The sequence below is a fragment of the Actinomadura sp. ATCC 39365 genome (genome assembly GCF_054392275.1).
This window is the reverse complement of the sequence record NZ_CP184335.1, coordinates 5917199-5943597: the sequence shown is the minus strand read 5'-3', so window position 1 is coordinate 5943597 and position 26399 is coordinate 5917199. Positions and strand designations below refer to the sequence as shown.

23 protein-coding genes and 3 pseudogenes are annotated in these 26399 nt (G+C 73.5%); 14 read left to right on the top strand and 12 right to left on the bottom strand.

Annotation, left to right across the window (positions count from 1 at the left end; all coding sequences use genetic code 11):
- Nucleotides 1-1720: 1720 nt before the first annotated feature.
- Nucleotides 1721-3223 (bottom strand): annotated as a pseudogene (locus tag ACNF49_RS28960) (AfsR/SARP family transcriptional regulator); the annotation flags it as partial.
- A 520-nt stretch (nt 3224-3743) separates the two neighbouring features.
- On the opposite strand from ACNF49_RS28960, the gene ACNF49_RS28955 reads away from it, so the two are divergent.
- Nucleotides 3744-4946 (top strand): sensor histidine kinase, encoded by a 1203-nt coding sequence (locus ACNF49_RS28955; RefSeq protein ID WP_357984387.1) that lies wholly within the window; start codon nt 3744-3746, stop codon nt 4944-4946.
- 33 nt (nt 4947-4979) lie between these two features.
- Entirely contained in the window at nt 4980-5678 is a 699-nt protein-coding gene (locus ACNF49_RS28950) for a response regulator (RefSeq protein ID WP_482939424.1), read from the top strand.
- 14 nt (nt 5679-5692) lie between these two features.
- Here ACNF49_RS28950 and ACNF49_RS28945 read toward each other — a convergent pair whose 3' ends face one another.
- Genes ACNF49_RS28945 through ACNF49_RS28935 form a run of 3 tightly spaced genes read right to left on the bottom strand, consistent with a single transcriptional unit; the run spans nt 5693 to nt 8312 of the window.
- Nucleotides 5693-5890, bottom strand: a complete 198-nt coding sequence (locus ACNF49_RS28945) for a TrmO family methyltransferase domain-containing protein (protein WP_482939423.1) — start codon at nt 5888-5890, stop codon at nt 5693-5695.
- Nucleotides 5887-7458, bottom strand: coding sequence for a helix-turn-helix transcriptional regulator (locus ACNF49_RS28940; protein WP_482939422.1), 1572 nt, complete (start codon nt 7456-7458; stop codon nt 5887-5889). The genes ACNF49_RS28945 and ACNF49_RS28940 overlap by 4 nt, the downstream gene beginning before the upstream one ends.
- On the bottom strand, nt 7365-8312 hold the full coding sequence (locus tag ACNF49_RS28935) for an ATP-binding protein (protein WP_482939421.1): 948 nt from the start codon (nt 8310-8312) through the stop codon (nt 7365-7367). Before ACNF49_RS28935 ends, ACNF49_RS28940 begins: the two co-directional genes overlap by 94 nt.
- 65 nt (nt 8313-8377) lie before the next feature.
- Between ACNF49_RS28935 and ACNF49_RS28930 the strand changes: the two genes are divergently transcribed.
- The 3 genes from ACNF49_RS28930 (at nt 8378) to ACNF49_RS28920 (ending at nt 10105) form a co-directional block, all read left to right on the top strand.
- On the top strand, nt 8378-9196 hold the full coding sequence (locus ACNF49_RS28930; RefSeq protein WP_482939420.1) for an epoxide hydrolase family protein: 819 nt from the start codon (nt 8378-8380) through the stop codon (nt 9194-9196).
- Nucleotides 9121-9483 carry an alpha/beta fold hydrolase gene (locus ACNF49_RS28925; RefSeq protein ID WP_482939419.1) on the top strand — a complete coding sequence of 121 codons (363 nt, stop codon included), beginning with the start codon at nt 9121-9123 and terminating at the stop codon, nt 9481-9483. Before ACNF49_RS28930 ends, ACNF49_RS28925 begins: the two co-directional genes overlap by 76 nt.
- 193 nt (nt 9484-9676) lie before the next feature.
- Nucleotides 9677-10105, top strand: a complete 429-nt coding sequence (locus ACNF49_RS28920; RefSeq protein WP_357984612.1) for a VOC family protein — start codon at nt 9677-9679, stop codon at nt 10103-10105.
- Nucleotides 10106-10122: 17 nt separating this feature from the next.
- Here the strand turns inward: ACNF49_RS28920 and ACNF49_RS28915 are convergent, their stop codons facing one another.
- Both ACNF49_RS28915 and ACNF49_RS28910 read right to left on the bottom strand, forming a co-directional pair.
- Nucleotides 10123-10647 (bottom strand): YceI family protein, encoded by a 525-nt coding sequence (locus ACNF49_RS28915; RefSeq protein ID WP_357984402.1) that lies wholly within the window; start codon nt 10645-10647, stop codon nt 10123-10125.
- The gene (locus ACNF49_RS28910; RefSeq protein ID WP_357984405.1) at nt 10644-11102 is read right to left on the bottom strand and encodes a nuclear transport factor 2 family protein; all 459 of its coding nucleotides are present in this window, start codon (nt 11100-11102) and stop codon (nt 10644-10646) included. The genes ACNF49_RS28915 and ACNF49_RS28910 overlap by 4 nt, the downstream gene beginning before the upstream one ends.
- Nucleotides 11103-11203: 101 nt before the next feature.
- Between ACNF49_RS28910 and ACNF49_RS28905 the strand changes: the two genes are divergently transcribed.
- Complete coding sequence (locus ACNF49_RS28905) at nt 11204-12115, top strand: LysR family transcriptional regulator (protein WP_357984409.1); 912 nt, start codon at nt 11204-11206, stop codon at nt 12113-12115.
- A gap of 35 nt (nt 12116-12150) precedes the next feature.
- Here the strand turns inward: ACNF49_RS28905 and ACNF49_RS28900 are convergent, their stop codons facing one another.
- The 3 genes from ACNF49_RS28900 to ACNF49_RS28890 form a co-directional block, all read right to left on the bottom strand.
- Entirely contained in the window at nt 12151-12651 is a 501-nt protein-coding gene (locus tag ACNF49_RS28900; protein ID WP_357984412.1) for a nucleoside deaminase, read from the bottom strand.
- 69 nt (nt 12652-12720) lie between these two features.
- Nucleotides 12721-13191 (bottom strand): cyanase, encoded by a 471-nt coding sequence (gene cynS / locus ACNF49_RS28895; protein ID WP_357984415.1) that lies wholly within the window; start codon nt 13189-13191, stop codon nt 12721-12723.
- Nucleotides 13192-13267: 76 nt separating this feature from the next.
- On the bottom strand, nt 13268-13858 hold the full coding sequence (locus ACNF49_RS28890; protein WP_482945602.1) for a carbonic anhydrase: 591 nt from the start codon (nt 13856-13858) through the stop codon (nt 13268-13270).
- 54 nt (nt 13859-13912) lie between these two features.
- On the opposite strand from ACNF49_RS28890, the pseudogene ACNF49_RS28885 reads away from it, so the two are divergent.
- Nucleotides 13913-14446: pseudogene (locus ACNF49_RS28885) on the top strand (LysR family transcriptional regulator); the annotation flags it as partial.
- Nucleotides 14447-14535: 89 nt separating this feature from the next.
- A complete protein-coding gene (locus tag ACNF49_RS28880) occupies nt 14536-14889 on the top strand; it encodes a LysR substrate-binding domain-containing protein (protein ID WP_482939418.1) in 354 nt (117 codons plus the stop codon).
- Nucleotides 14890-14917: 28 nt separating this feature from the next.
- On the opposite strand, the gene ACNF49_RS28875 is transcribed toward ACNF49_RS28880, so the two are convergent.
- The 3 genes and pseudogenes from ACNF49_RS28875 to ACNF49_RS28865 all read right to left on the bottom strand — a co-directional run.
- The gene (locus ACNF49_RS28875) at nt 14918-15268 is read right to left on the bottom strand and encodes a hypothetical protein (protein ID WP_482939417.1); all 351 of its coding nucleotides are present in this window, start codon (nt 15266-15268) and stop codon (nt 14918-14920) included.
- Between the two features lie 61 nt (nt 15269-15329).
- Nucleotides 15330-15641 (bottom strand): hypothetical protein, encoded by a 312-nt coding sequence (locus ACNF49_RS28870; RefSeq protein ID WP_482939416.1) that lies wholly within the window; start codon nt 15639-15641, stop codon nt 15330-15332.
- A gap of 283 nt (nt 15642-15924) precedes the next feature.
- Nucleotides 15925-16239, bottom strand: a pseudogene (locus tag ACNF49_RS28865) (DUF2332 family protein); the annotation flags it as partial.
- A 460-nt stretch (nt 16240-16699) separates the two neighbouring features.
- Between ACNF49_RS28865 and lanL the strand changes: the two are divergent.
- The 6 genes from lanL to ACNF49_RS28835 all read left to right on the top strand — a co-directional run bounded on the left by lanL (nt 16700) and on the right by ACNF49_RS28835 (nt 26333).
- A complete protein-coding gene (gene lanL / locus ACNF49_RS28860) occupies nt 16700-19435 on the top strand; it encodes a class IV lanthionine synthetase LanL (RefSeq protein WP_482939415.1) in 2736 nt (911 codons plus the stop codon).
- Between the two features lie 158 nt (nt 19436-19593).
- The gene (locus tag ACNF49_RS28855; protein WP_482939414.1) at nt 19594-21186 is read left to right on the top strand and encodes an alpha/beta hydrolase family protein; all 1593 of its coding nucleotides are present in this window, start codon (nt 19594-19596) and stop codon (nt 21184-21186) included.
- 131 nt (nt 21187-21317) lie between these two features.
- Nucleotides 21318-21482 carry a hypothetical protein gene (locus ACNF49_RS28850; protein WP_357984437.1) on the top strand — a complete coding sequence of 55 codons (165 nt, stop codon included), beginning with the start codon at nt 21318-21320 and terminating at the stop codon, nt 21480-21482.
- A gap of 149 nt (nt 21483-21631) precedes the next feature.
- Nucleotides 21632-23383 (top strand): ABC transporter ATP-binding protein, encoded by a 1752-nt coding sequence (locus ACNF49_RS28845; RefSeq protein WP_482939413.1) that lies wholly within the window; start codon nt 21632-21634, stop codon nt 23381-23383.
- A gap of 99 nt (nt 23384-23482) precedes the next feature.
- Entirely contained in the window at nt 23483-25243 is a 1761-nt protein-coding gene (locus tag ACNF49_RS28840) for an ATP-binding cassette domain-containing protein (RefSeq protein ID WP_482939412.1), read from the top strand.
- A 16-nt stretch (nt 25244-25259) separates the two neighbouring features.
- A complete protein-coding gene (locus ACNF49_RS28835) occupies nt 25260-26333 on the top strand; it encodes a radical SAM protein (RefSeq protein WP_482939411.1) in 1074 nt (357 codons plus the stop codon).
- Nucleotides 26334-26399: the final 66 nt, after the last annotated feature.

Here is a 26399-nt window from a genome sequence, read left to right as displayed (position 1 = left end):
CCACGGCCTGGCTCCGGCGGCCCTGGGCGCACAGCTCCAGCACCCGGGCGTCGTGTTCCACGGTGGGGTGGATGCCGCTGATCAGGTCGATGAGCGGGCCGGCCTCGGCCATGGCGCCGCGCTGGTAGTACAGCATGAGGCGGCCGTTCACCGCGACGGCGCCCGCGTACCACATGCCGATCCGCTTGGCCTGCCGTTCGGCCTCGCCGTACAGCGCGTCGGCCTCGGCGAACCGGCCGGCCAGGGTGAGCCGGTTGGCCCGCCACATGGTGTGCTGGAAGCGCGGCCACGGGAGTTGCAGGTCGTCGAGCAGCGCCTCGCAGCGGGCGGCCGCCAGGTCCGCCCCGGCCAGGTCGTGCGTCTCCAGCCGGTAGTGGGTGTCCATCATGTGGGCGAGCAGCTCGAAGCCCGGCGTCCTGGTCCGCGCGGCCAGGCCGTGCAGCTCCTCGGCGATCTCCATGAGCTCGGCGATGTGGGTCGCCTGCGGCACGGACAGCGCGCGCGCGTTCAGTGCCCGCATGAGCAGGTGCGGGTCCCCGATCCGGCGGGCCATCGCGACGGCCTCGGCCGACAGCGACAGGCATCGCAGGTCGTCGTCGCTGCCGTTGTACAGTTCCTGCGCCAGGCCGCCGAGCAGCAACGTCCGCTCGACGCCGTCGGTCTCGGGCAGCGCGCTCAGCGTGGCCTCGAACTGCTCGACCAGCCGCAGTTCGACCGGTTCGTACGGGTTGCGCAGCGTCCAGATGGCCGGCGCGTCCAGTGCGGTGAGCGCGCGGGTGGTCAGGGCGGGGTCCGCCTCGGCCCGCTGGGCGACGCGCAGGGCCTGGGCCCGCAGGTCGCGCGCGCCCATGGCGTCCCCGGCGTCCAGCAGGGCGCGCACCTGGTGCAGCAGGAGTTCCACGTGCTGGGCGGGGTCGCCGTCGCAGGCGCCGTGAGCGGCGACGGCCCGCCCCCACCAGGCGGCGGCCTCCTCGTGCGCCATGCGCCGGCTCGCCTGCCCGGCCGCCGCGCGGGCCCAGTGCGCCGTCTCCCGGTACGCCAGCGGCCCGGCCTCCACGGCGTGGTGGGCGATGACGGTCACGTCGGTGCTCGGCCTGGCGGACAGGGCCCTCATCACCTCCCGGTGGATCACGCCCCTGCGCAGCGGCGGGACGCCGGCGATCAGCGTCTCCCTGACCAGGTCGTGGACGAACCTCATCACCCCGTCGCCGCTGGTGACCAGCCCGGCCTGGGCGGCCCAGTCGAGCAGCTCGTAGGTCTGCTCCGGCCACGACGCGCAGGCCCGGAACACCTCGACGACCAGGCCGGGATCGAAGCTGCGGCCGATCAGGGCGGCCAGCTGGAGTATCTCCGTCGCCCGCGGCCCGAGCATGGCCAGCCGCCGGCGGATCAGGTCGGACACCGCGTCGGGCACGACCTCCGGGCCCTGCCCCTGCGCCATCAGCCGGACGCTCTCGCGGACGAAGAACGGGTTGCCGCCGGTACGCCTGGTCAGCAGCTCGGCCGTGGAGCCGTCCACCGGGACGCCCATCTCCCGGGCGAGCGTCCCGACGTCGGCGGCGTCGAGGCCGCTCAGCCGGATGCGCACGAGGTCGTAGCGGGCGAGCTGGTACAGCACCTCGTCCACCGAGAGGTTGAAGGCGTCGCCGGGAGAGGCGCCGGGAGTGACCGTCCGGTCGTCGTGCGCCGCGTCGCGAAAGGCGGTGACCAGCAGCAGCGGGCGCTCGCCCGGGTACGCCTCGGACAGCACGGCGACGTCCCTGAGCAGTTCGAGCGTGGCGGAGTCCGCCCAGTGCAGGTCGTCCAGGACGATCACCAGGGGACGGGTGCGCGCGGCCTCGACGAGCCACCGGGCGACGGCCCGGTTGCGGTGCGGCGTCGCCGGCGCGCCGGTGGGCCAGTCGTCGTCCAGCAGCCCGCTCAGCGCCTGCCGCTCCTCGGGCGGCACGGTCCCGGCCAGCGCGCGCAGCACCTGGAGCCACGGCCACAGCGGCGGCACGCCCTCCCCTCCGCGGCAGCGGCCCCACAGCACCAGATAGCCCAGATCCCCGCAGTCGTCGCGGAACGCCTGCAGCAGCCGGGTCTTGCCGATGCCGGGCTCGCCGCTGACCGCGGCGACCACGACGCCGTTGTGGTGCGTCGCGCCGGGCAGCGCCGCCAGCTCGGCCAGCCCCCGCTCGCGGCCGATCAGCCGTCCCCGCACCGCGCGCCGGGCCTGATCGGCCCGCGCGGACGCGGCCTCACCGGCGTGCGCGGCGGCCTCGGCGGCCTCGGCGGTGTCGCCGGCCGCCGCGCCGCCGCGCGGCACCGGCGCGACGGCCTCGGGACGGACCAGGGACAGCCGCACGGGGCCCGGCTCGGGCGGCGGGGTGATCGACTGCGCCTGCCGGAGGATGTCCTTCTCCAGTTCCCGCAGTTCGGGCCCGGGATCGAGGCCGAGCTGGTCGGCGATGACCTTCCGGGCTCTGCGTAAGGTGGCCAGCGCGTCGGCCTGCCGCCCGGACCGGTAGAGAGCCAGGGCGCGCAACCACCACAGCCGTTCCCGCAGCGGGTGCTCCGCCGTCTCGGACTCCAGCTCGTGGATCACCGGCTGCGGGCGGCCGACGTCCAGCAGCGCCTGGGCGCGGGACTCGATCGCGTTCATGCGCAGCTCGCCCAGGCGGTTCACCTCGGCGGCGGCCCACAGCTCGTCGGCGAACTCGCCGTAGGGGACGCCGTGCCAGAGCCCGAGTGCCTCCTCCAGCAGGGGCAGCGCCTCCGCGGGCGGGCGCAGCTCGGCGTCCGTGACCAGCTTGCCGAAGCGCAGCGCGTCGACGTCCGTGGTGGCCAGGAGATAGCCGGGCCTGCGGGCCACCAGCAGCCGGGGCGGCGTGCGCGGCGCGCGTGCCGGCTCCAGCACCCGGCGCAGGTTCGACACGTAGACGTGGACGGAGCCCACCGCGGTCGCCGGCGGCCTGCCCTGGTACAGGTCCTCGATCAGTGTGTCGGTGGAGACCACCGTCCCGGCGGCGGCCACCAGCCGGGCGAGCAGGGCACGCTGCCGCGGCCCCCCGAGGCTGATCGGGCCGCGGGCGCCGAGGATCTCGAACGGCCCGAGCACCCGGAACCGCACGTCCTCCGCCCGGCCGCCCGCCTCCCCGGCCCCGCCGTCCGAGCCCTGCTGTCCGAGCCCTCCGCACCGTTCCCCATCGGCTGTCTCCTCGTGACGAGAGGTTCGCGACATCGCTCCATCGTGGCCGCTGCCCGGCCCGGTCTCGTCACTCGTGAGGGTGATGCGGAAATCAGCCCGGGGCGGGACGCGCAGCACGTCCCCGGCGCCGGGCGGGGGCGCGGGGCTCGTACCGCCAAAGTTGACGATCTTCTCAACCCCCGGGCTGACGCCGCCGGCATGCCGCGGGTCCTACCGTCTTGGCAGCTCTCGGCATCGCCCGTGTCCCGGAACGTGCCGGGATCCCGTCACGCCTGCCACCAGGGCCGCAGCCGAGGAGCAACCGTGAGAAGACGTTGGAGCGCGGCAATCGCGAGCGTGCTCGCGCGTCCTTGCCGACCGAGCACGCCGGGCCGACCGCGGGGGCCTGCCCGGCGTGCCGGACGCTGAACCAGGTCATCCGCGGCACGGCGAAGAAACGCAGCTCGCGCGGGTACCAGGCCCGGCACCAGGAGCGGGGTCTGCAACTTCCGCGGCAGTCGATGTCCACCCCCGGTTTGATGCGCCGGGGGTGGCGCCGGGGTTAGCGTGACGGGTGCCCTTCACCGCCCCGTCCCTTCTCCGGCGGGTGTTCGCGGTCCACCCGCTGCTGCTCGACGGCGCCGTGGCCCTGACGCTCGTCGTCGGCACCTGGCTGTGGGAGATGTTCGAGCCGGGCCGGGGCCGGCCCGGCGACGCCCTGTCGGTGGCCTTGACCGTGCTGGTCAACGCGCCGCTGGCGCTGCGCAGGGTGACGCCGGTGGCGGTGCTGCTGGTGTCGGTGGGCGCCTCGCTGGTCTACCACGTGCTGGGCTACCACCTCGGGCTCAACAGCATCGGGCCGCTGGTGGCGCTCTACTCCGTGGCCGCCCACCGGTCGTGGGCGTGGTGCGCGGCCGGCTCGGTGCTGATCGTCGTCGAGTGGACCTACGCCTCGGCGCAGCAGCCCGGCGTCGCGCTGTGGTCGGCCGCCGCGCAGTCGTGCATCGTGGCGGCCTGCGGGGTGGGCGCGGGCACCAGCGTGCGGCTGCTGTCGGAGCGCACCGGGCAGCTCGCCGACCTGGCCGCGCAGCTGCGCGCGGAGCAGGGCGCCGCCGCCCGGCGGGCGGTCACCCGCGAACGGGTGCGCATCGCCCGCGAGCTGCACGACGTCGTCGCCCACCACATGTCGGTCATCTCCGTACAGGCCGGGCTGGGGCGCTACGTGGCGCTGAGCGACCCGGCCACCGCCCACGCCACGCTGGGCGTCATCGCCGACACCAGCCACGAGGCGCTGACCGAGATGCGCCGGCTGCTGTCGATCCTGCGCATCGAGGCCCACGACGACGACGAGGGCCTCTACGCCACCGCGCCGGGGCTGCTGGCCCTCGATCCGCTGGTCGAGCGCATGCGCGGGGCGGGCGTCGGCACCGAGCTCGTCGTCGAGGGCCGGGCCCGGCCGCTGCCGTCCGGCCTCGACCTGTGCGCCTACCGCATCGTCCAGGAGTCGCTGACGAACGTGCTCAAGCACGCCGACCCCGGCCGGGTGGAGATCCACATCGGCTACGGCCCGGCCACGTTGACGTTACGCGTCAGCAACGACGGCGCCGCCGTCCAGGCGGCGGACGGGCCTTCCGGCGGCCACGGGTTGATCGGCATGACTGAACGTGTCAGGCTCTACCAGGGGTCGATCACCGCCGGGCCGCTGCCCGGGGGCGGGTTCGAGGTGCTGGCGACCTTCCCGCTCCCCGCACCCGGTGCCGACGATCGGCCGCCGTGACGACCGTGAAGCAGGTGCGAGATCAAAGTCCTCGTGGTCGACGACCAGGTGCTCATCCGCGCGGGTCTGGCCGCGCTGCTGCGCGCCGCGGGCCTGGAGGTCGTGGGCGAGGCCGCCGACGGGGAGGAGGCCGTGCGCCCGGCCGCCACGCTGCGGCCCGACGTGATCCTCATGGACATCAGGATGCCCGGCATCAACGGCCTGACGGCGACCGAGCGCATCCTGGCCGCCGCGCACGACCCGCCGCCCAAGGTGCTCATCCTGACCACGTTCGACCTCGACGAGTACGTCTACAACGCGCTGCGCCTGGGCGCCGGCGGATTCCTGCTCAAGGACACCCCGCCCGAGCGCCTGATCGCCGCCATCCACACGGTCGCGGCGGGCGACATCCTGCTGGCCCCGGCCGCCACCAGGCGGCTGATCGAGGCGTTCACCGAGCCGCCCGCCCCGCTGCCCTCCCCCTCCCTCGACCGGCTCACCGGGCGCGAGACGGAGGTGCTGCGGCTGGTCGGGCACGCGCTGTCGAACAGGGAGATCGCCGAGCGGCTGTCGGTGAGCGAGGGCACGGTCAAGACGCATCTCAACCGGCTGATGGCCAAGCTGGGGCTGAGCAGCCGGGCGCAGGTGGTGGTGGTGTCGTACGACGCCGGCCTCGTCCGCCCCGGCCACCCCCTGTCCCGCCGGACGACCGCCGGCGACCAGGGCCCGGCGGATCCCCCGGACGGCTGGTAGGGCGGCGCCCGAGGTCAGCGGTCGGGCGTGAGCAGGGGCTTGACGTCGAGGATCGGGGTCGCGTCGAGCGCCTCCAGGTTGCGGACGTGCACCCGCCGGCCCTCGACGGCCAGGATGTGCACGGTGTGCAGGCCGATCGGGTGCGGGGGCGTACCGGTCGTCGAAGACCAGCCAGGCGTCGGGGGCTCCCTCGTCGGGCTGCCGAGGCTCAATCGTCGAGCGTGAGGCCGGCGAGCTGGCCGCGGGCGGTGACGCCCAGCTTGGGGAAGGCCTTGTACAGGTGCTGGCCCACCGTGCGCGGGCTCAGGAACAGGTGCGCGGCGATGTCCCGGTTGGACAGCCCCGTGGCGGCCAGCTGCACGATCTGCCGTTCCTGCGGGGTGAGCCGCGCGAAGCGGTCAGCGCCGGTGCGGCGTGGCGCGCTCCAGCCCGTGGCGCCGAGTTCCGTACGCGCCCGCTCGGCCCAGGGTTCGGCGCCGAGCCGTTCGAACACCTCCAGCGCGGCCCGCAACCGTTCCTGGGCCTCGCCGGTGTGGCGGGCCCTGCGCAGCCACTCCCCGTACAGGAGCTCGGTGCGCGCCCGGTCGAAGGGCCGCTCGTGCACGGCCAGCGCGGCGCGGAAGTGCGCGCCGGGGTCGCCGGTGGTGTCCAGCAGGGCACGGCATCGCAGGACCAGGGCGTCGGCCCAGCGCTGGCCCAGCGTCGCCGCCCACGACTCCAGCCGGGCGAACGGCTCCGCCGCACGGGCGATCCTGCCGCTGCGCAGCGCGGCCTCGACCAGGTCGGGCACGTGGTGCATGGCCTGGATGCGGTTGCGGGAGCGCCCGTAGACGAGCGACTCCAGGCTGAGCAGGGCCTGCTCGGAACGTCCTTGACCGAGGTCGAGCAGGGCGAGCGCGCCCGGGTGCGCGGTGGCCGGGTCGAGCGCCTCGCCCCGGACCGCCGCGAACCGGTCCAGCAGCCCGGCGGCCTGGCGCGCCCACGCGGGCTGGCCGGTGTCGCCGGAGATGGCCACGGCCTCGGTGGCCAGGCTGCGCGCCTCGGCGTGGCGGCCGCGCGCGTACTCGACCCTGGAGAGGAACGTCAGCGCCTGCGGCAGCAGGCCGACCATGCCCTCGGCCCGGATCGTGGCGGTGGCCGCGGAGGCCAGCATGTGGGTACGGGCGTCGTACTCGGCCAGGCCCAGCCCGCCGATCAGCAGCAGCCCGCGACGGTCGGCCTTCGCCAGCGCGCGGGCCGACTCCACCACCTCGGCCAGGGGCGGCAGCCCGTCGGCCGGCCGGCCGAGCGCCATGGCGATGAACCAGCGCGACAACCGGTGCACCGGGACGACCTCGTCGTCTGGCGGCACCTGGAGCGCGTCGAGCTGCTCGGCGGTGCGCCAGGCCATGTCGCGGTCGCCGTCGAACCAGATCATGGACGCGGCGTCGAGCAGCAGCCAGGCGGCCGAGCGCGGATCGGTGATCGCCAGGTGGTCGACGCCCGCCGACAACATCGCGTGCGCTCCGGCGAGGTGCCCTTCTCCGTAGTCGGAGCACGCGCGCACCCGGATCAGCCGGGAGGTCAGCTCGGTGCCGGGATCGCCGGCGTCCTCGGCCAGGGTCCTGGCCCGGTCGAAGCGGCCGCTGAACTCGGTCGCCTCGGCGGCGAGCGTGAGCCTGCGCGAGCGGTCCCCGAGCTCCGGGCTCAGCGCGGCGGCGCGCTCGTAGGCCGCCGCGGCGGCGGCGTACCCGCCGCGGGAGCGCGCGCGGTCGGCGGCCGACTCCAGCCGGGCCGCCACCCACTCGTCGGCGGCCAGCGTGGCGGCGGCCAGGTGCCAGGCGCTGCGGTCGGCGTCCGCGTCCGGTCCAGTGCCTGGCTGAGCGCGTGGTGCACGGTCAGCTGCCGGACGGCCGCGCGCACGAGGGGGTGGCGGAACTCCAGCCGCTTGCCCTCGCCCCAGACGACCAGTCCGGCGGCGAGCACCTGCTCCAGGTCCTCCGGCGTGCTGCCCAGCGTCCCGGCGGCGGCCAGCACGACGCCCGGCTCGCCCGTGCCGTCGACGGCGGCGACCTGGAGCAGGACCTTGGCACTGGCCGGCAGGCCGTCGGCCCGGGCGGCGAAGGCCTCCTCCAGGCGGGCGGTGAGCGAAGGCTCGTCGGCGGGGCCGTGCGACTTGGGCAGCTCGAGGAGCGCCAGCGGGTTGCCGGCCGCCTCGGTGAGGATCCGCCGGCGGGCCGCGGCGGCCAGGGCCGGGCCGGCGGAGTCGAGCAGCTCGGCGGCCGCCGTCTCGTCCAGGCCGGACAGCTCCAGCACGGGCAGCCCCTTGGCCTCGAACCCCGGCCGCGCGGCGAACACCATGACCACGCCCTCGGCCGCCAGCCTGCGCGCCGCGATCAGCAGCGCTTCGGCCGAGGCGTGGTCCAGCCACTGGGCGTCGTCGACCAGGCAGACCACCGGCCCGTTCTCGGCCAGCTCCGACAGCAGCGACAGCACCGCCAGCCCGATGAGGAACCGGTCGCCCGCGCCGCCGAGCAGTGCGGTCTTGCCGATGCCGGGCTCCCCCAGGACGACCAGGGCGCCGCTGACCCCTTCCCGGGCGCCGTCCAGCAGTCCGTCGATGATCGTCAACTCGTGGTCCCGCCCCCGCAACATGGGTCAGACATTACCTATGCGATGACTCATGCTGATCTTTCGGGCGCTCTCTACCGTTGGTCGACATGAAGCCGTACAGCGTGAACATTCCTCAGGCCGACCTCGATGACCTGCACGAACGCCTGCGCCGCACCCGGTGGACCCGGGAGATCGCCGGGCAGGGCTGGAGCCGCGGCGTGCCCCTGGACTATCTCAAGGGGCTGGCCGACTACTGGCTCAACGACTTCGACTGGCGTGCGGCGGAGGCCGAGTACAACAAGCATCCGCAGTTCGTCACCGAGATCGACGGGCAGGACGTCCACTTCTTCCACATCAGGTCGAGCTCCGGCACCGCCCTGCCGCTGCTGCTCCTGCCCGACAACCCGGGCGGCACGATCGGCTTCCTCGACGTGCTCGACGAGTTGTCGCGCGACTTCCATCTCGTGGTGCCGTCCTGCCCGGGGGTCGGCCTGTCCGGCTACGTCACCGAGCCCGGCTGGACGGTCCCGCGTACGGCGGCGGCCTTCGCCGAGCTGATGTCCCGCCTCGGCTACGACCGGTACGGCGCGCAGGGCGGCGGCGGAGGCGCCAACCTCGCCCTGGAGCTGGCCCGCCAGGAGCCCGATCGGGTGGTCGGCGTGCACGTCAACGCCTGGGTCGCCTTCCCCTCTCCGGACGAGGGCGAGTTCACCGCCGACGAGCAGCGCCGCCTGGGCATCATGCAGACCTTCATGCAGGAGGGCCTGGGGTTCAACCAGATCATGTCGACCCGCCCGCAGACCCTCGCCTACGGGCTGCCGACTCGCCCGTGGGCCAGCTCGCCTGGATCGTGGAGAAGTTCAAGGAGTGGACCGACTCCCGCGCCGAGCTGCCCGAGGACGCCTTCTCCCGCGACCGGGTCCTGACCGACGTGAGCCTCATGTGGTTCACCGCGACCGCCGGGTCGGTCGCCAACCTCTATTACGAGCTCGGCCACGACCCGGGCGCCTACGCCCCCAAGCCGCGGGTGACCGTCCCCACGGCCGTGCTGCTGGCCAAGGACGACGTGACGATCCGCCGCTTCGCCGAGCGGGACGCCGACGTCCGGCGCTGGACCGAGCTCGACCGCGGCGGCGCGTACCTGGCGCTGGAGGTGCCGGACCTGCTGGTGGCGGACGTGCGGGCGTTCTTCGGCCCGCCGGCGAGCGCCTGACCGGCGGGCCGGAGGAATTCACGGGCCGCCCGATGACATCCGCATCTGGTGGGCGGCCCGCCCGGCGGGCCAAGGTGGGACCGGCATTCCGCCGGCGGCGTGTCGAGAACGCGGCGCCGGCTCCGTCCTGGGAACATCGGCGGCCGGCAGGCGGCCGCACTGACGAAGGAGGCCCGGCGTGGCGATCCAGCGGATGGACAACGTGCTCATCGTCGTCGAAGACCTTGACGCGGTGATCGCGTTCTTCCTTGAGCTCGGCATGGAGCTGGAGGGCAGGGGGCCGATCGAGGGGCGCTGGGCGGAGCGGGTCATCGGGCTCGACGGCGTCCGGCAGGAGGTCGCGATGTTGCGGATCCCGGGCGGCGCGGGCGGGATCGAGCTGGCCATGTTCCACACGCCGAAGCCGATCCGCCCCGAGCCGAAGGACCCGCCGGCGAACACGCTGGGCATCCGCCGCGTCATGTTCGCCGTCGACGACGTCGAGGACGTCATCGCCCGCCTGCGCACGCACGGCGCCGAGCTCGTCGGCACGCTGGAGCGGTTCGAGGACAGCTACCTGCTCTGCTACGTCCGCGGCCCCGAAGGGATCATCGTCGGCCTGGCCCAGCAACTCGGCCGGTGACGCGGGCTCCCGGTCCGCTAGGGCCGCCGGACCGCGGCGAGGTCGAGCTCCAGCGCCACCTTCCTGGCGACCAGTCCGGCGGCGGCGTTCCACTTCACGCCCCAGTCCGTGCGGTCGATCGTGACGCCGCCCCTGAGCCGCAGCGGGCGGTCGTCCCCGTCGCCGGTCAGCTCCAGCTCCACGGTGATCGGGTTGTTCACGCCGCGGATGCTCAGGTCCCCGGTGACCTGGAAGGCCGTCTCGCCGGTCCGCTCCACCCGGCTCGAGGTGAAGGTGATGACCGGGTGGTCGGCGTCCTTGAGGTACTTGCCGCGCAGGTACCGGTCGCGCTGCGGGTTGCGGGTCTGGACGCTGCCCGCCTGGACGGTGAGCTCGACGCTCGACCCGGAGGGGTCGTCACCGTCCAGGTGGCCGGATCCCGCGAACCGGTCGAACCACCCGCGTACGGCGGGGCCGACGGTGTGCCGGGCGACGAAGCCGATCCGGGTACGGGCCGGGTCGAGGACGTAGTCGCCGGTCAGGTCGCGAAGGCTGCTCGTCACGCCGGTCGCTCCTGGTCGCCGGCGGGGGCCGAGCCCGGCAGCGGGCTGTCGTCGAGGTACCTGACCTCGTAGACGCGTTCGGCGAACCTCCAGCCGTCGCCGGTGCGCTGGTAGCGGTCGTGGTAGAGGGCGTAATTCGCGTGGGAGCCGCCGTCGCGCATCCGCCCGAACTCGTGGATGTAGGCCCGGCCGGTCGCGGTGTCGCCGTCGATCCGGATGACGCCCGGATGGACGTTCTGCACGAAGAACTCCCAGAGGCCCTGCCCCCACTCGATCCCGGCGCGGATCGCCTCCCGGCCGACGAACTCCTTGCCGATGTGCGGCCACCGCATGACGCCGCCGGGCGTGAACAGGGATTCGACGCGGTCGTAGTCGCGGGTCATCACCGCGTCGGTGAGTTCGCCGCGCAGCGCCTCGATCTCGACGCGGTCGGCTATGGCTTGCATGTCGCTCATGTGGATCTCCCCCTCGCTCAGGTGGTGCGTCCAGCATCGAGGCCGGTCGGAGGCCGAACAAGGTAGGGTTCGTGGGGCGATCCATAACATGGGGGTTATCCGTGGAGCTGAGGGACATCGAGATCTTCCTGACGCTCGCCGAGGAACTGCACTTCGGCCGGACCGCCGAGCGGCTGCGCGTCTCGCAGGCGCGTGTCAGCCAGGCCATCAGCAGGCAGGAACGGCGGATCGGTGTGGTGCTGTTCGACCGCACCAGCCGGCGCGTGGCGCTGACCCCGGTCGGCCGCCGCCTGCGCGAGGATCTGCGGCAGGCCTACGACCTGCTCCAGGAGGGGCTCGCCCGGGCCGAGGCCGCGGGGGTGGGCGCGGGCCGCACCCTGCGCCTGGGCGTGTTCGGCCATGCCGGCTACGAGCTGCGCCCGCTCGTCGACGCCTTCCGCGCCCGTCACCCCGGCGCCGACGTCCGGTTCAGCGAGGTCACCGGCGGCGACCCGTTCGCCGCCCTGCGCGCCGGGGACGCCGACGCGCACGTGTTGTGGTTGCCGGTGGCCGAACCCGACCTGACCGTCGGCCCCACCGTGCTCGTCACCGGGCGGGTGCTGGCGGTGTCGGCCGGGCATCCGCTCGCCGGGCGTGGCGGCGCGTCGCTGGAGGACCTGGCCGACGAGCATGTCGTCGACCTGGGCCCCGCCGCCCCGGAGTACTGGGTCGCGTCCATGGTCCCCACCCGCACGCCGCTGGGCCGCCGCATCCCCCGCGGGCCCGTCGCGCGTACGTTCCACGAGATCCTCGCCCTGGTCGCCGCCGGGCAGTGCGTCCATCCGCTGGGCGAGATCGCCGCCCGCTACAACCGGCCGCCCGGCGTCGTCTTCGTGCCGCTCCACGACGCCCCGGCTCTGCGGTTCGCCCTGGTGTGGTCGTCCACCGCCGACGGTCCCGCCGTCCGCGCGCTGGCCAGGACCGCCGCCGACCTCGGCCCGCTCTCGCTCGACGGGAGCGGCGAGCCGGGCTGAGGCCCCGCCGGCCGCCTGAGGTCTGCTCCGGCGCCCTACGCGGTGGTGGGCGCGCCCGCGACGCGGCGCTCGCCGCCGTTGCGCTCCTGCCAGAACCGGTACACCTCGACGGCGTCCGCGCGCGGCTCGTGGCGCATCGGCAGCCGGCGCTGCTGCCAGGGCTTGGCGAACTCGTCGTAGAAGGTGTTCAGCTCGAAGTACTTGCGGTCGTCCACGTAGTGGGGCTCGTAGGCGGCGCGGGTGGTGAGGAAGACGACCTCGGCCGGGGAGCAGTAGTACAGCGCGCCCAGGCACATCGGGCAGGGGTGGGCGAGCACGTGGATGGTGGCGTCGGTCAGGTGCTCGGTGCCGAGCCTGGTGCAGGCCTCGCGGATGGCGAGGATCTCCGCGTGGGCGGTCGGGTCGCCGGTCTGGGCGACCTTGTTGGCGCTCTCGGCCAGCAGCTCGCCGTCCCTGACGATGACGGTCGCGAACGGGCGGCCGCCCTCGGCGACGTTCTGGCGGGCGAGGTCGATGGTGCGCTGGACGAAGTCCATGAAGGTCCTCCGGAAGTGGTCGGGCGGGCCGCCGGCGGGGCGGCGCCGCGGGGACGGGAAGGGGCCCGGTCAGAAGGGCTTGGTCGGCAGGTACTTGCCGTCCAGGGTGATGACGGCGCGCTCGCCGCCCTCGGGGTCGGCGACCTTCTTCACGTCGAGCCGGAAGTTGATCGCGGAGATGATGCCGTCGCCGAACTGCTCGTGGATCAGGGCCTTGAGGGTCGTGCCGTAGACCTGGAGCATCTCGTAGAAGCGGTACATGGTCGGGTCGGTCGGGATCCGGTCCGGCATGGAGCCGCGGACCGGGATGGTCTGCAGCAGCCTCGCCGCGTCCTCGTCGAGGTCCAGCAGCTCGGCCACGGCCCGGGCGGAGCTCTCCGGCAGCGGGTGCTGGCCGAGGACGGCGGCGGTGGTGAAGGCCACCGACAGGCCGGCGGCGTCGGCGATCTGCTGCCAGGACAGGTCCTTCCGGATCTTGGCCTCGACGGCGGCGGCGGCCAGGGCCTGGCGGGCGGCGGGGTCGAACTGTGCGTGCACCATGTGTCGGTACGTCCTTCTCTTCAGGGTGATGTCGGGATGGATGCGGGTTCCCGCGAGCGGGAAGCCGGGGGCCGGGTCAGGCCGTGAGCGCGGTGCCCGCGGCGGCGGTCAGGTCCTCGACGCGGCCGGTCGGGATGTCGTAGACCCAGCCGTGCAGGGCGACCTTCCCCGCCGCCAGCGCGCGGGCGACCGAGGGGTGGGTGGCCAGGTTCGCCAGCTGGGCGAGCACGTTCTGGCGCACCAGGGCCGGCACGTCACCGTGGGCGGCGGTGCGGGCGCGGGAGGCGTCCGCGTGCCGCAGCCAGGCGGCGACCGTCGGGGCGCCGCTGAGGTCGTGCCCCTCGGCGAGCGCGGTCATCGCGCCGCACGCCGAGTGGCCGCAGACGACGACGTCCCGCACGCCCAGGGCGGCGACCGCGTACTCGATGCTCGCGGCCACCCCGTCGGCTTCGGGACGGTAGGCGGGCACCAGGTTGCCGGCGGTGCGAATGACGAACAGGTCACCCGGCTCGGTGCCGGTGATCAGCTCGGGGACGACGCGGGCGTCGGAGCAGCCGATGAACAGCGTGTGCGGTGTGTGATGCGTGGCCAGACGGGCGAAGAGCTCCGCCTTGGCCGGGAAGACGTCCCGCTGGAAACGGGCGACGCCCTCGGCGAGGTCCTGCATGTTCACTCCCTTCGGCGGTGGCCGGCCCTTGCGGGCTACTGACATCCAGCATGCATGACCTGGCCCTATAGTGTCGAAGAGGCGTTCCGCCTGGAATCCATTGGCTCCATCTATAGTTTCTCCATGGCCGCTCTCGAACTGCGTCACCTGCGCTACCTGCTCGCCGTGGCCGAACACGGCAACTTCACCCGCGCCGCCGAGGAGCTGCACATCTCGCAGCCCACGCTCTCCCAGCAGATCAGGCAGCTGGAGCGGACCCTGGGCGTGCAACTGCTGGACCGCACCGGCCGCACGGTACGGCTCACCGACGCCGGGGCCGTCTACACCGACCACGCCCGGCGCGCGCTTCGCGACCTGGCCGCCGCCGAACGCGCCGTCCACGACGTCCAGGACCTGTCCCGCGGCCACCTGCGGCTGGGCGTCACCCCCACCTTCACCGCCTACCTGATCGGCCCGCTCACCGCCGAGCTGCACGTGCGCCACCCGGCCGTCGACCTCACCCTGACCGAGACGACCCAGGACCGCGTCGAAGCGGCCCTGCTCGCCGACGACCTCGACCTCGGCATCGCCTTCGCCGGCCCCCACCTGCCCGGCGTCACCCCCACCGCGCTGTTCACCGAGACGCTCAGCCTCGTCACCGGCACCCCGCGCGCCCGGACGCTGCCCGCCCCCTACCGGTGCGCGCGCTCAGGGACGAGCGGCTCGCCCTGCTCAGCGGCGACTTCGCCACCCGAGGCCACATCGACGCCTACTTCGCCCGCCACCGGGCCGCACCCCGCATCGCGGTCGAGGCCAACTCCATCCAGGCCCTCACCGAGATCGTCCGCCGCACGCCGCTGGCCACCGTCCTGCCCGACGCCATCGCCCACGGTCACCCGCACCTCACCCCCGTCCCCCTCGACCCGCCGCTGCCCAGCCGCACCGTCACCCTCCTGCACCGCGAGGGCGCCTACCGCAGCGCGGCCGCCCGCGCCTTCACCGAGCTCACCCTGGACTTCGTCCGCTCCCGCGGCTACACCCCGCCCGCGTGAACCCCGGCGCGCAGCGTGCCGGCGTCGTTCAGAACCCCGCCACACGCCCGGCCGCCGACTCGGAGCCGCCGTCGCCCTGCGGCGCCGATTCGCCGGTCGCCGGGACGCCCCCGCCGGGGCCCGGCTGGACGGCGGCGGCCTGCGTCCGGTCCAGGTTGACCACGCTCTGCGCGCCCGCGATCGCGTGGCCGTCCGGACCGATGAGATGCCCGCTGCCCTCCGGTCCGCGCCATCCCGCTCCCGCGGTGCCGGGCGGGTCGCTCGCCGACCTCCTCGGCTTCGCCATGCACAGGGCGGGCACGCCGGCGCTGATCACGTACGTGTGGCTCGCGCCGTACGTCTGGGCCGCCACCGCGGCACTGGCGGCCGCCGTCATCATCGCCCGTTTCGTCCACCTCGTCCGCGGCCCGCGCGCACGCCGCCGGTCTTTCGAGCCCTCCTCAGCAGTTGAGGGCGGTGGTGGTCCGGGGGCCGCCGGAGGCGGGGTTCAGGGCTACGGGGAACGTCCGGCCGTCGGCCACCTGGATCTCAAGTGACGTCGGGCCCGTCCAGGTGACCGAGTCGAAGGCGTCGTCGGGGTCGTCGTCGTTGAAGCAGCCGAGGTCCCACTCCTTGCTGAACAGGCCGGCGTCCCTGCGGAGGCTGAGCCACATCACCGAGTCAGGGCCGAGCCCCGCCATCGACCGCTGCAGCCGGACCCGGTACGGATCCGGCCCGTCCACGAAGCCGGCCTCCTCGGTCGAGGAGAACATGAGGAGGACCGCTCCCAGCAGCAGCGCGGCTCGGAGTCGTGGAAGTACGCCAGGGCCGCGAGGGCGCCCGTGCAGAGCGCGGCTGCCGGGAGCATGAGTGAGCGTGGGGACATCGCGGGATCCTGTCGCTGAGGTGACCGCTGAGATCATGACAGTGCCGCGGTGCCGTGATCGCGGAGTGCGCGGAATTCGTACGAAACCTGCACAGCTTCTGGTGATCAACGTTGTGCCGGTATCCACGTCAAGGACCCGTGCGGGCCTGCGCGGGCCAGGTGGCGGCCGTTCAGGGCGAGGACGAAGGAAGCCGGCGCCGGATCGGGCAGATGGCGGTCCACGGACGGAAGATCACCGGGGTCGTGCCCGGAGGAGCTTGGGTGAGGAGGTCCCCGACCAGGTGGGTGAGGCCGCCGGTGGCCAGATGGGCGGGTTCGGGCCGGGCGACGCGGACGGCGCCTGGCAGGCGGCGCAGGCGGTCGTCCTGCTCCGGTCAGACCAGGCATTCCAGCCAGCGCACGTCCTCGTCGTCGGTCACGTCGAGGGGGTTGAGGTCGATGCCGGCGCGCCGTGCCATCGTCGGCGGCCGCTCGGGCAGGGGGGACGGGGCCGGCCGTCCGGCATTCGAGGACGACCTCGCCGCCTGCGGGACCGATCAGCGGGCCACCGTCGTAGCGGTAGCGGTTCACCGGATGTGTCGGCCGCGATGTCCCTTGATCAGGGCCATGTCGAAGATCTTTTCCATCGGCCCGGGTGGACGAACCGTCGTAACGGCCGCACTTCGCCGCTTCTGACTCGCTCAGGAAGTCGACAGGCATGCACGACGGAATCCGGCGCCAGCCGCTTCCGGAGGCAAGGAAGCCTCGGCTCGCTGACCAGTGGGAACCCGTTAACGCCGGATTCCGCTCCAAATCTCTCTGCCCCCGAGCCCAGCACAGCACATCTGAACCGCCCTCCCGCTTTTTCAAGTCTTCACAACCGGTCCACAAGATCGTCCTGTGAATCTCGGCGGACGAGGTCGCGAAGGGATCGAGAAGGCCGTGAAGGACGAACGGGGGTTACGGGTGAGCGAGCGTGTGAATGCGGACCTGCACCTGTTGGAGGACATCGTCAGTGCCGTCCTGCGGCGCTGCGCCGCGGATTCTTCCGCATGGGAGATCGGCCACGGCAGGACGTGGACGTACGTCACCCCGGCCGGGGCCGCCCACCGCGCGCAGGGCTGGAAGCTGCACGTGTCGGCGACGCAGCTGGCCGCCCCCCTCGTGCTGGCCCGGACGGCGGAGGTGCTGGCCCACCACCGTTGCGCGTTCAAGTTCGCCTCCACCTTCGACGACCTGGCCGGGCTGCTGTCCAGAGGCGCGGACCGGGGATCCCTCGGCAAGTTCATCACCGTATATCCGCCGGACGACGACACGGCAGTGGCGATCGCCGAGGACCTGCACACGGCCACCTACGGCCTGCCGGGCCCGCCCATCCTCTCCGACCGCGCCTATCGCCCCGGCAGCCTGGTCCACTACCGGTACGGAGTGTTCTCCGCCCCGAGCGTGCTGGACAACGACGGCTCCTACACCTCGCAGCTGACCGCACCCGATGGGTCCGGCGTCACGGACCGGCGCAACGCCTGGTACTCCCCGCCGGAATGGGCCCCCTGCCCCTTCGACTCCGGCCAGGCCCCGGTACGCGCCACCGCGCCTTCGGCCGTCCTGCTGGCCGACCGGTTCGTGGTGCGCCGGGCGCTGCGTCACAGTGCCAAGGGCGGCGTGTTCCTGGCCGAGGACCGGCTCTCCGGCGAGCAGGTGGTGATCAAACAGGCGCGCCCGCACTTCGGCTTCACGTTCCAGGGGCAGGACGATCGCGACCGGCTCCGCCACGAGGCCCGCATGCTGGAGATCTTCGGGCCGCTCGGCGTCACGAGCCGCAAGGTGGACCTGTTCGAGCAGGGGGACAACCTCTTCCTGGCGCAGGAGTACGTCGAGGGCAAGGCGCTCGGCTCGTGGGCCGTCGATGAGCGGCGCGCCGCCCCGGGCCGCTGGCAGGACCACGCGCTGAAGGTGGTGCGCGGCCTGGTCGCCCTGGTCGGCGCCGTTCATGACCAGGGTCATGTGTTGCGGGATCTCACGCCGAACAACGTGATCGTCGGCAGCGACCACCGTTGCCGGCTGATCGATCTGGAGACGGCGGCCGTGCCGGGCACCCCGGTGGCCAAGGCCCACACTCCCGGCTTCGCACCGCCGGAACAGGTGCTCGCGCCCTGGCACGCGCCGGCGCCGGGCATCGAGGTGGACCTGTACGCCCTGGGGGCGACCGTGTTCTTCCTGGCCACCGCCTGCGTGCCGGTGCTCGGCCACGACGAACCGCACGACGCCCGGTCGTGGGACTCCCGGGTGGAGACGCTGGTACGCGTGACGTCATCGGGCGACGCCGTGTCCGAGGCGCTGACGACGATGATCCTGGGCCTGATGCGCGAGGATCCGGCCCGGCGCTGGGACCTCGCCCAGGTCCAGAAGTTTCTTGATGAACTGGACACCGAGCCCCGGCCCTTCGCCGCCCGTACCGGCAACTCCCGCCTCGGCGTCGAGGAGCAGGACCGGCTGCTGCACGACGGGATCGCCTACACCCTGCGCCGGATGGACCGTACCGCCGTCGACCACCCGGACGGCGGCGGCCGGGTGTGGCCCGCGCCGGGGTTCGGGGAGACGGCCGATCCGTGCGCCGTCCAGCACGGCTCGGCCGGGGTGCTCACGATGCTGTCCGCGCTGCTGGATCCCTCCTGCGAGGCCCTGCCGGGGCGGGCCGAGGTCACGGCCGGCCTCAAGGAGGCGGCGCACTGGACGCTGCGGCGCGTGCGGAGCGAGCGGCACCGGCCCTCACCCGGGCTGTACTTCGGCCGGGCCGGCATCGCCTGGGGCCTGCACGAGGCCGGGCGGGCACTCGACGACGACACCCTGCGCACGGCCGGCCTCGACCTGGCGCTGGACCTGCCGGTGACCTGGCCGAACCCCGACGTGTGCCACGGCCTGGCCGGGACCGGGTTCGCCCTGCTGCACTTCTGGCACGCGACCGGCGACGAACGCTTCCGTGACCTGGCGGGCCGCTGCGCCGACACCCTCCTCGCCGCCGCCGAGCGCACCCCCGCCACCGTCCTGTGGCCCGTCCCCCAGGACTTCCCCTCGACGCTGGCCGGGCTGGTGCACTACGGCTTCGCCCACGGCGTCGCCGGAATCGGGGCGTTCCTGCTCGCCGCCGGTACCGGTCTGAGCCGCGACGACTGCCTGGAGACCGCCGTGCTCGGCGGGCGCACGCTGTTGGAGGCCGCCGACCACATCGACGGCGACACCTGGTGGGCGGCCTCTCCCGGCGACGACGGCAGGCTGCCGCATTGGTGCAGCGGCTCCTCGGGCATCGGCACCTTCCTGATCCGGCTGTACCTCGCCACGGGGGAGGCCCCCTTGCTGGAGGCCGCCAGGGGCGCTGCGGCCGCCGTCCGCGCCTCCCGCCTTTCCGCGGGAAGCGTGGCCTGCCACGGACTGGCCGGCGACGGGCAGTTCCTGCTCGACATGGCGGACCTGCTCGGCGAACCGGCCTACCGCCAGCAGGCCGAGGAACTGGCCGCGTGCCTGCGGGCCCGCGCGGTGCTGCGCGACGGGCTGCTCGTGGTTCCGGACGGGGAGGGCATGGGGATCGCCTTCGGCTGGAACACCGGCCTGGCGGGAATCCTGGACTTCCTGCGGCGGCTGCGCCGGGGCGGCGCCCGGCCGTGGATGGCCGACCATCTCCCACCCGTCGGTGCGACGGCATGAGCACGCTCCTCGACAGGACGGCCGCCGGCGTACTGCGGCGGATCGGCTTCCGCTTCTCCGGCACCGGGCGCCATGTTGCGTGCCTGGCCGCGCGGGGTCGCGGTGGTTTCGCTTCTGAGCTCTGGGATCTCGCCGGGCCGCGCCCTCGTGCTCGCCTCTTGCGTCCATGGGAGGACGAGAACGCCTGGAGCAGCGCGGTCCCGACCGACGACGGGAACCTCCTGCTGGCCCGTGCGGGGATCCTCCTCGTCGTCCCCGAGGCTGACGGCGCCGTCGCGGCGGTCCACGAACTGGCCGCCACCCCTGGCGAGAACGTCAGGCTGGTGGCGGGCGGGACGAACGGCACCGCCGCCCTGGCCTTCCGTACGACCTCCGCCGGGCGTACGACGGTGTGGCGCTTGTCGGGACGGGCCGAGGCTCCCGAACGCGTCGCCGACGTGCCGGGCCGGTTCACCGGAGGCGTGTGGCTCGACGGCGACCTGCTCGCCCTCGCGAGTTCCGACGGGGCGCGCACCGTGGTGCTGAACCTGTCCGACGGCACCGTGTGCCCTCTTCCTGGCCTGGCGCAGGGGGAGCATCTCCTCCTCGCCGCGCCGCAGACCGGAACCCTGATCACGGCACAGAAGCGGGAGGGCGTCCTGCGGCTGGGGATCCGCCGGCGCGACCACGACGCGCTCACCGTCTTCCCCGACCGGTTGAACGCCGTCGAGGGGACGGTCGTGCCGCTCGCCCTCGACCCGTCCGGCAGGCACCTCGCGCTGTCGGTCACCCGTGGGGTGCGCTCCACAGCGCTGCTGTACGACCTGGTGGAAGGCGGCAACCGGGAGATCGAGCCGGCCGGGGTCCTGCTGCCCGTCGCGCACTGGAACGAGGCCGGGCTGCACCTGGTCCGTTCGGCCCCCGACCTGCCGCCGCGACCCGTGACCGTTCCCGATCCCCTCACGGCGACGGCCCTGACCGGCCACGGCCGCACCGGGTGGTCGCCCGCCCGCTCGCGCCGCTTCGCCGGTCCGGGCGGCCCAGTCGAGGCGGTCGTCTACGGCGACCTCGCCCACGCCGGGCACGTGGTGCTCGCCCTGCACGGCGGGCCCGAGGCGGCCTGGCGGCTCACGTTCGACCCGCTGTTCCAGCGCCTGGCCGCCGGCGGCATCGCCGTGGTCGCCCCCAATCAGCGCGGCAGCACCGGATACGGAGCCGCGCACCGCGACGCGATCCGTGGCGCGTGGGGCGGAGCCGACCTCGCCGACATCGTTCACCTGGGCCGTACGCTGGCCGCCGAACGCGCCCCCGGATCCTGCCCGCCCATGCTGTACGGCGCCAGCTACGGCGCCTACCTCGCGCTGCTGGCCGCCGCCGCCGAGCCGGGCTTGTGGTCCCGTGCCGCCGTCGTCGCGCCGTTCCTGTCAGGACGGGCGCTTCATGAGAACGGGCCCGAATCGGTCAGGAGAATGCTTGACCGTCTCGGCGGCCGGGAGGAGATCGTCGACGACCATCTCGGCTCGCGCGACCTGCTCCGGCTGGCCGACCGCCTCCGGCTGCCGCTCCTGCTCGTCCACGGCGATCAGGATCCGATCATCCCCGTCAGCCACTCCCGCCGGCTGTGCGAACGGCTGGCGCTGATCGGCCACCCTGACACCGCACTCACGTACCTGGAGGTTCCGGGCGCGGGGCACGATCCGCTGACCGATCAGGAGGGCCATGCCGTGCTCGAACGGCTTGTCGCGTTCCTGCGCGCCGGGCCGAGGCCGTAGCGGGCCTGTCTCCGCGCCGCTCCAGGCGGCACCCAAGACCCCGTCTCCCGCATCACCGGGGGCGGTGGCATCAGAAGTCGTCGGGCGGACGCGCGACGGCTCCGTACAACCGCGAAAGAAATGAGGAAACCATGGAAATCGACGTTTCCGCCCTGGAAATGCTCCCCTCCGGCATGGAGAGCGGCCTTTACCCGTGCGAGTTCTCCACCTGCGGGGCCTACTCCTGCATGGGCGCGACGCAGACCTACTGCACCACCTTCACCAACGCCACCTGCGAGAACAATACGCGCGAGTAGCGGCCCGCCCTCTTCCAGAAGGGCATGACGTAGGCCCGTAGCCGAGGTGACAGGCCAGGCGGCCGCTGCTTCGGCCGCCTGGCCGCGCCTTCGCCGGCCGTCCCCGCCGTGGATCCGCCTGGCCGCGCTTCGCCGCAAGGAGAGATGTGATGCACCCACCAGCACCAGCCGAGGAGCAGGTGACGACCCGCGCGTACGGCGACCGGCTGATCGCCTCCGTGGCCGCGTGCGCGTGGGCGCCGCTCGCCTTGACCGCGCTCGCCGCCGCAGCGGGGTGCGTCGTCGCGCTTGCGCTGCCCGCGTCGCTGGCCGCCGCAGTGGACGCGGCGGTCACCGGCAGGGACGCACTGCCCGCGACCGTACGCCTGGCGTTCCTGCTGGGCGGTACGGCTCTGATCGACATCGTCTCCGCGATCGCCGGTGCCGCCTACTCCGCCTCGGCCGCCGGTTCGCTGCGTATGCGCCTCGCCGCCCGGCTCCTCGCAGTGAGCATCGTCGAAGCCGGGCGTCTCCCCACGGGCGAGCTCGTCAACCGCCTGGTGAGCAACGCCGCGACCACGGCGTCCGTCCCGATGACGCTGATCGGCGCGGTGTCCGGGCTGGTCACCTCCGTGGGCGGCGTCGTCGCGCTGTTCACCGTCGACTGGCGGGTGGGGGCCGCCTTCCTGACCGGCGTACCCCTCGCCCTGGTCGTGATGCGGGTGTTCGTCTCCGGCGTGTCCGGCCTGTACGACCGCTACCAGGCGGCGCAGGGCCGGCTCGCCGCCCGGCTGACCGAGACCCTTGCGGGCATCCGTACCGTACGCGCCGCCGGCACCGCCTCCCGCGAGACCAGCCGGGTGCTCACGCCGTTGCCGGACCTGTCCGCCGCCGGGCACGCGCTGTGGCGGGCCCAGTCGCGTGGCGGATGGCAGCTCATGCTCACGCTGTCCCTGATCGAGATCCTTGTGCTTGCCACGGCCGGGTTCGGCGTGGCGGAAGGCCGGCTGGAGCCGGGGGCGTTCCTGGCCGCGGCCGGGTACACAGCCCTGGGCCTGGCCTTCGCCGGGCTGACCGAGACGCTGATGGGCGTGGCTCACGGCCGCTCCGCCGCCCGGCGCCTGTGCCAGGTGTTCGCGCTGCCCGTCCTGCCCCCGGGCACCGTCCCGCTGGCGGCCGGTCCGGGAGTGCTCTCCTTCCGTGGCGTCACGGTGACCCGCGAGGGCGGCCCGCTCCTCGACGACATCTGCCTGGACATCCCCGCCGGGGCCATGACAGCCGTCGTCGGCCCCTCCGGCGCGGGCAAGACGACCCTCGCCCTGCTGGCCGGGCGGCTGACGGACCCCGACCGGGGACAGGTGCTGCTCGACGGCCAATGCCTGGCCGACCTCGACCCCGCCACCCTGCGAGGTGCCGTGGCCTACGCGTTCGAGCGCCCGGCGCTGCTCGGGGGCGACCTCGCCGCGGCGATCGCGTACGGCGGCACGGTGAGCGACCTCGAGGAGATCCGCGCGGCCGCGAAGGCCGCGCACATCGATGACGTGATCCGGCGGCTTCCGGCGGGGTACCGTACCCCAGCCGCCGGCGTGCGGCTGTCCGGCGGTGAGATCCAGCGGCTCGGACTGGCCCGCGCGCTCCTTCGCCGGGCCCGGCTGACCGTACTCGACGACGCCACCTCCAGCCTGGACACCGTGACCGAGGCTCAGGTGACCTCCGCGCTGCGGGACGGGTCGCGTGGACGCACCCGCCTGGTCATCGCCCATCGCCCCGCCACCGCCGCCCGTGCCGATCTGGTCGTCTGGCTGGACGCCGGACGGATACGCGCCCAGGGCACCCACCGTGAGCTCTGGCGGGACCCCGCCTATCGCGCGCTGTTCGCCGCCGCCTCGAACGGGGAGAAACCATGCCCGGCGACCCCATGATGGACCCACGACCCGCGCCCGCGACTGGCTCACCCGCCGTGCGGGCGGCCTCCTCCACCGACGGCGGTGCGTCGCAGGCCGCCCCGGGTGGCGAGGGCGGTGCGCCGTCCCCCTCGGCGGACGCTGACGGCGTTGCTGCGTCCCCGGCGGCGTCCGCTCACCGTCGCCGCGTTGTGGTCGCTCGTCGAGGGTGCTCCGGCGCTGTCGTCCGGGTTGCTCGTCGCGGCGGCGGTCGATCGCGGCTTCCTGGCCGGCCGGTTCGCGGCCGGTCTCGGCTGGCTCGCCCTCCTCGGCGGCACGCTGCTGGTGAGGGCCGTCGCGATGCGACGGATGTTTCCCGCGCTCGCCGCAGTGGTCGAGCCGTTGCGGGACGACCTCGTACGCGCGGTCGTCACCACCACCGTCGACCGCGCCGCCACCGGCGGGCGAGCACCCGACGGCGCCGCGGTCGCCCGTCTCACCCAGCAGGTGGAGACGCTGCGCAGCCTGATGTCGGCGATGCTGAGAAGCGGTCGCGAGCTGGGGGTGTCCCTGGTGGCCGCCCTGGCGGGGCTCCTGCTCCTGTCCCCACCGGCCGCCGCCATCGTCGCCGGTCCGGTGATCGTGGCGTTGGTCGTGTTCGCCCGGCTCCTGCGGCTGATCGCCGTACGGCAACGAGACCTGCTGCTGGCGGGGGAGACCCTGACCGCGGAGGCGACGCCGATCCTCGCCGGGCTGCGCGACGTCGCCGCCGGCGGCGCGCAGGCCCAGGCGGAGCAGGACCTGCGGGCGCTCGTCGCCGCGCAGGCCGCCGCCACCCGCGCCCTCGCCCGGGCGGGCACCGGCAATCGTCTGGTGCTGACGCTCGGGGCGCACGTGCCGCTCATCGGCCTGCTGCTCGCCGCCCCGCCCCTGATCGAGCGCGGGCAGCTGACCGCGGGCGAGGTCGTGGGCGCGGTGACCTACCTGTCCACCGGCCTTGGACCGGCGCTGCGCAGCCTCATGGGCACCGTCGGTTCGTGGGGCGTGTCCCTCGCGGTCACACTGCGGCGGATCTCCGAATCCATCGCGCCCGCCCCGGAACCACCGGCGCGGCCCGGGCCCATGGCCGTGCCCGCAGTTCATGACCTGCAGATGGACGGCCTCACGTTCGCCTACTCGCCGCGGGCCGCACCGGTCGTCCGTGAGCTGAGCCTCACGATCGGCGAAGGCACGCATCTGGCCGTGGTCGGCCCGAGCGGCATCGGCAAGTCCACCCTCGCCATGCTGCTGACCGGGCTGCAGGCGCCGACAGCCGGCGAGGTGCGGCTCGGCGGTCTCCCCCTGGCCACGATCCCGGAGTCCCACCTGCGAACCGTCATGGCCCTGGTGCCGCAGGAGGCGTACGTCTTCGCGGGAACGGTACGCGAGAACCTCGCCTACCTGTGCCCCGAGGACGCCTCAGGGAGCGACGCCGGAGACGAATGGCTGTGGGCGGCCGTCGCCGCCGTCGGGGCGGACGCCCTCGTCGAGCGGCTCGGCGGGCTGGACGGCACGATCGAGGAGCCGTCCACGTTGTCCGCCGGTGAACGCCAGCTCATCACCCTCGCCCGTACCTACGCCTCACCCGCACGGATCGTGATCCTCGACGAGGCCACCTGCCACCTCGACCCGGCCGCCGAAGAGCGGGCCGAGCGGGCGTTCGCGACCAGGGGGACGACACTCATCGTGATCGCCCACCGCATCAGCTCCGCCGCCCGCGCGGACAGCGTCCTGCTGATCGACGGCACCTCCGCCGTCGTGGGCGCACACCTGGAACTGATCACCCGATCGCCCCTGTACGCCGACCTGGTCGGCCATTGGCAGGACGACGCCACGTACGAACACCAGGCCGCGATCTGAGCTGCCATGCCCGCCAATGCCGACCTGCCTCACCACCCAACGAGAGGACACCATGCCGCATCCCGGACCGAGTGACATCATTTGGGACATCACCTACGCATGCCCGCTCCGTTGCGTCCACTGCTACTCGGAGTCGGGAAGACGGCCGACGCGGCAGCTCAGCCACGAGGACATGCTCGAAGTGGCCGACGGGATCATCGCCCTGCACCCGCGAACGGTCGAGTTCGCAGGCGGTGAACCGCTGCTCGTCAAGGGAATCCACGAGATCGCGGAGCACATCTCACAGGCCGGGATCGAAGTGAACCTCTACACCAGCGGCTGGACGTTGACGGCGGAGGCGGCGCAAGCGGCGGCGCGCGTCTTCTCCAGGATCACGGTCAGCATCGACGGGGCCGACGCCGCGACACACGACCGGATCCGAGGGCGTTCCGGCTCCTTCGACCGCGCGATGAACGCGCTGACCCTCCTCGACGACATCTCCCGGCGCGCGAGCGAACACGGCTACGACCCCCTGCTGTTCGGACTCGACTGCGTGGTGATGCGCGGCAACTTCCACCAGCTGGGCGAACTCTGCCGGGTGGCCACCTCACGCGCCCCGCACCTGCGCTTCCTCAGCTTCGGCGCGGCGGTGCCGTCCGGACTTGCCAGCAGGCCCACGTTCGCCGACCGGGAGCTTCTCACGATGGAACAGCTCACCACCCTCATGAGCTCTGGCCACGGGCAGCACCTGCGGTCCCTCGTTCCCTCCTCGGTCATGGTGACGGTCAGTGACAATTTCATCCTGCAAATGAACCCGAAACTCGTGGAACGATTCGGCTTCTCCCTGATGCAGATCGAGCCCGACGGGCAGGTACGCGCGATGCCCATCTACGAGGGCACCGTCGGTTCCCTGCTGACGGAAGATCCGCAGGTGCTGTGGGAACGGACGGTCGCGCGCTGGAGCGACCCCTTCGTCGTCGATGCGCTCTCCGGCGTACGCGACTGGGCCGACTGGGCGGCGGCAACCCGCCGCATCGACTACCATTTCGGATCCGCCGAGGTCAGGCAGCGTATCGACCGCCGACCCGAGTACTCCGTCGCCGCCCCCTGACGCCGCCTGCCGACCGAACCCTGTGGGGCTCATCAGTGGGATACGGGTGTCTGGCCTGCCAGTTCT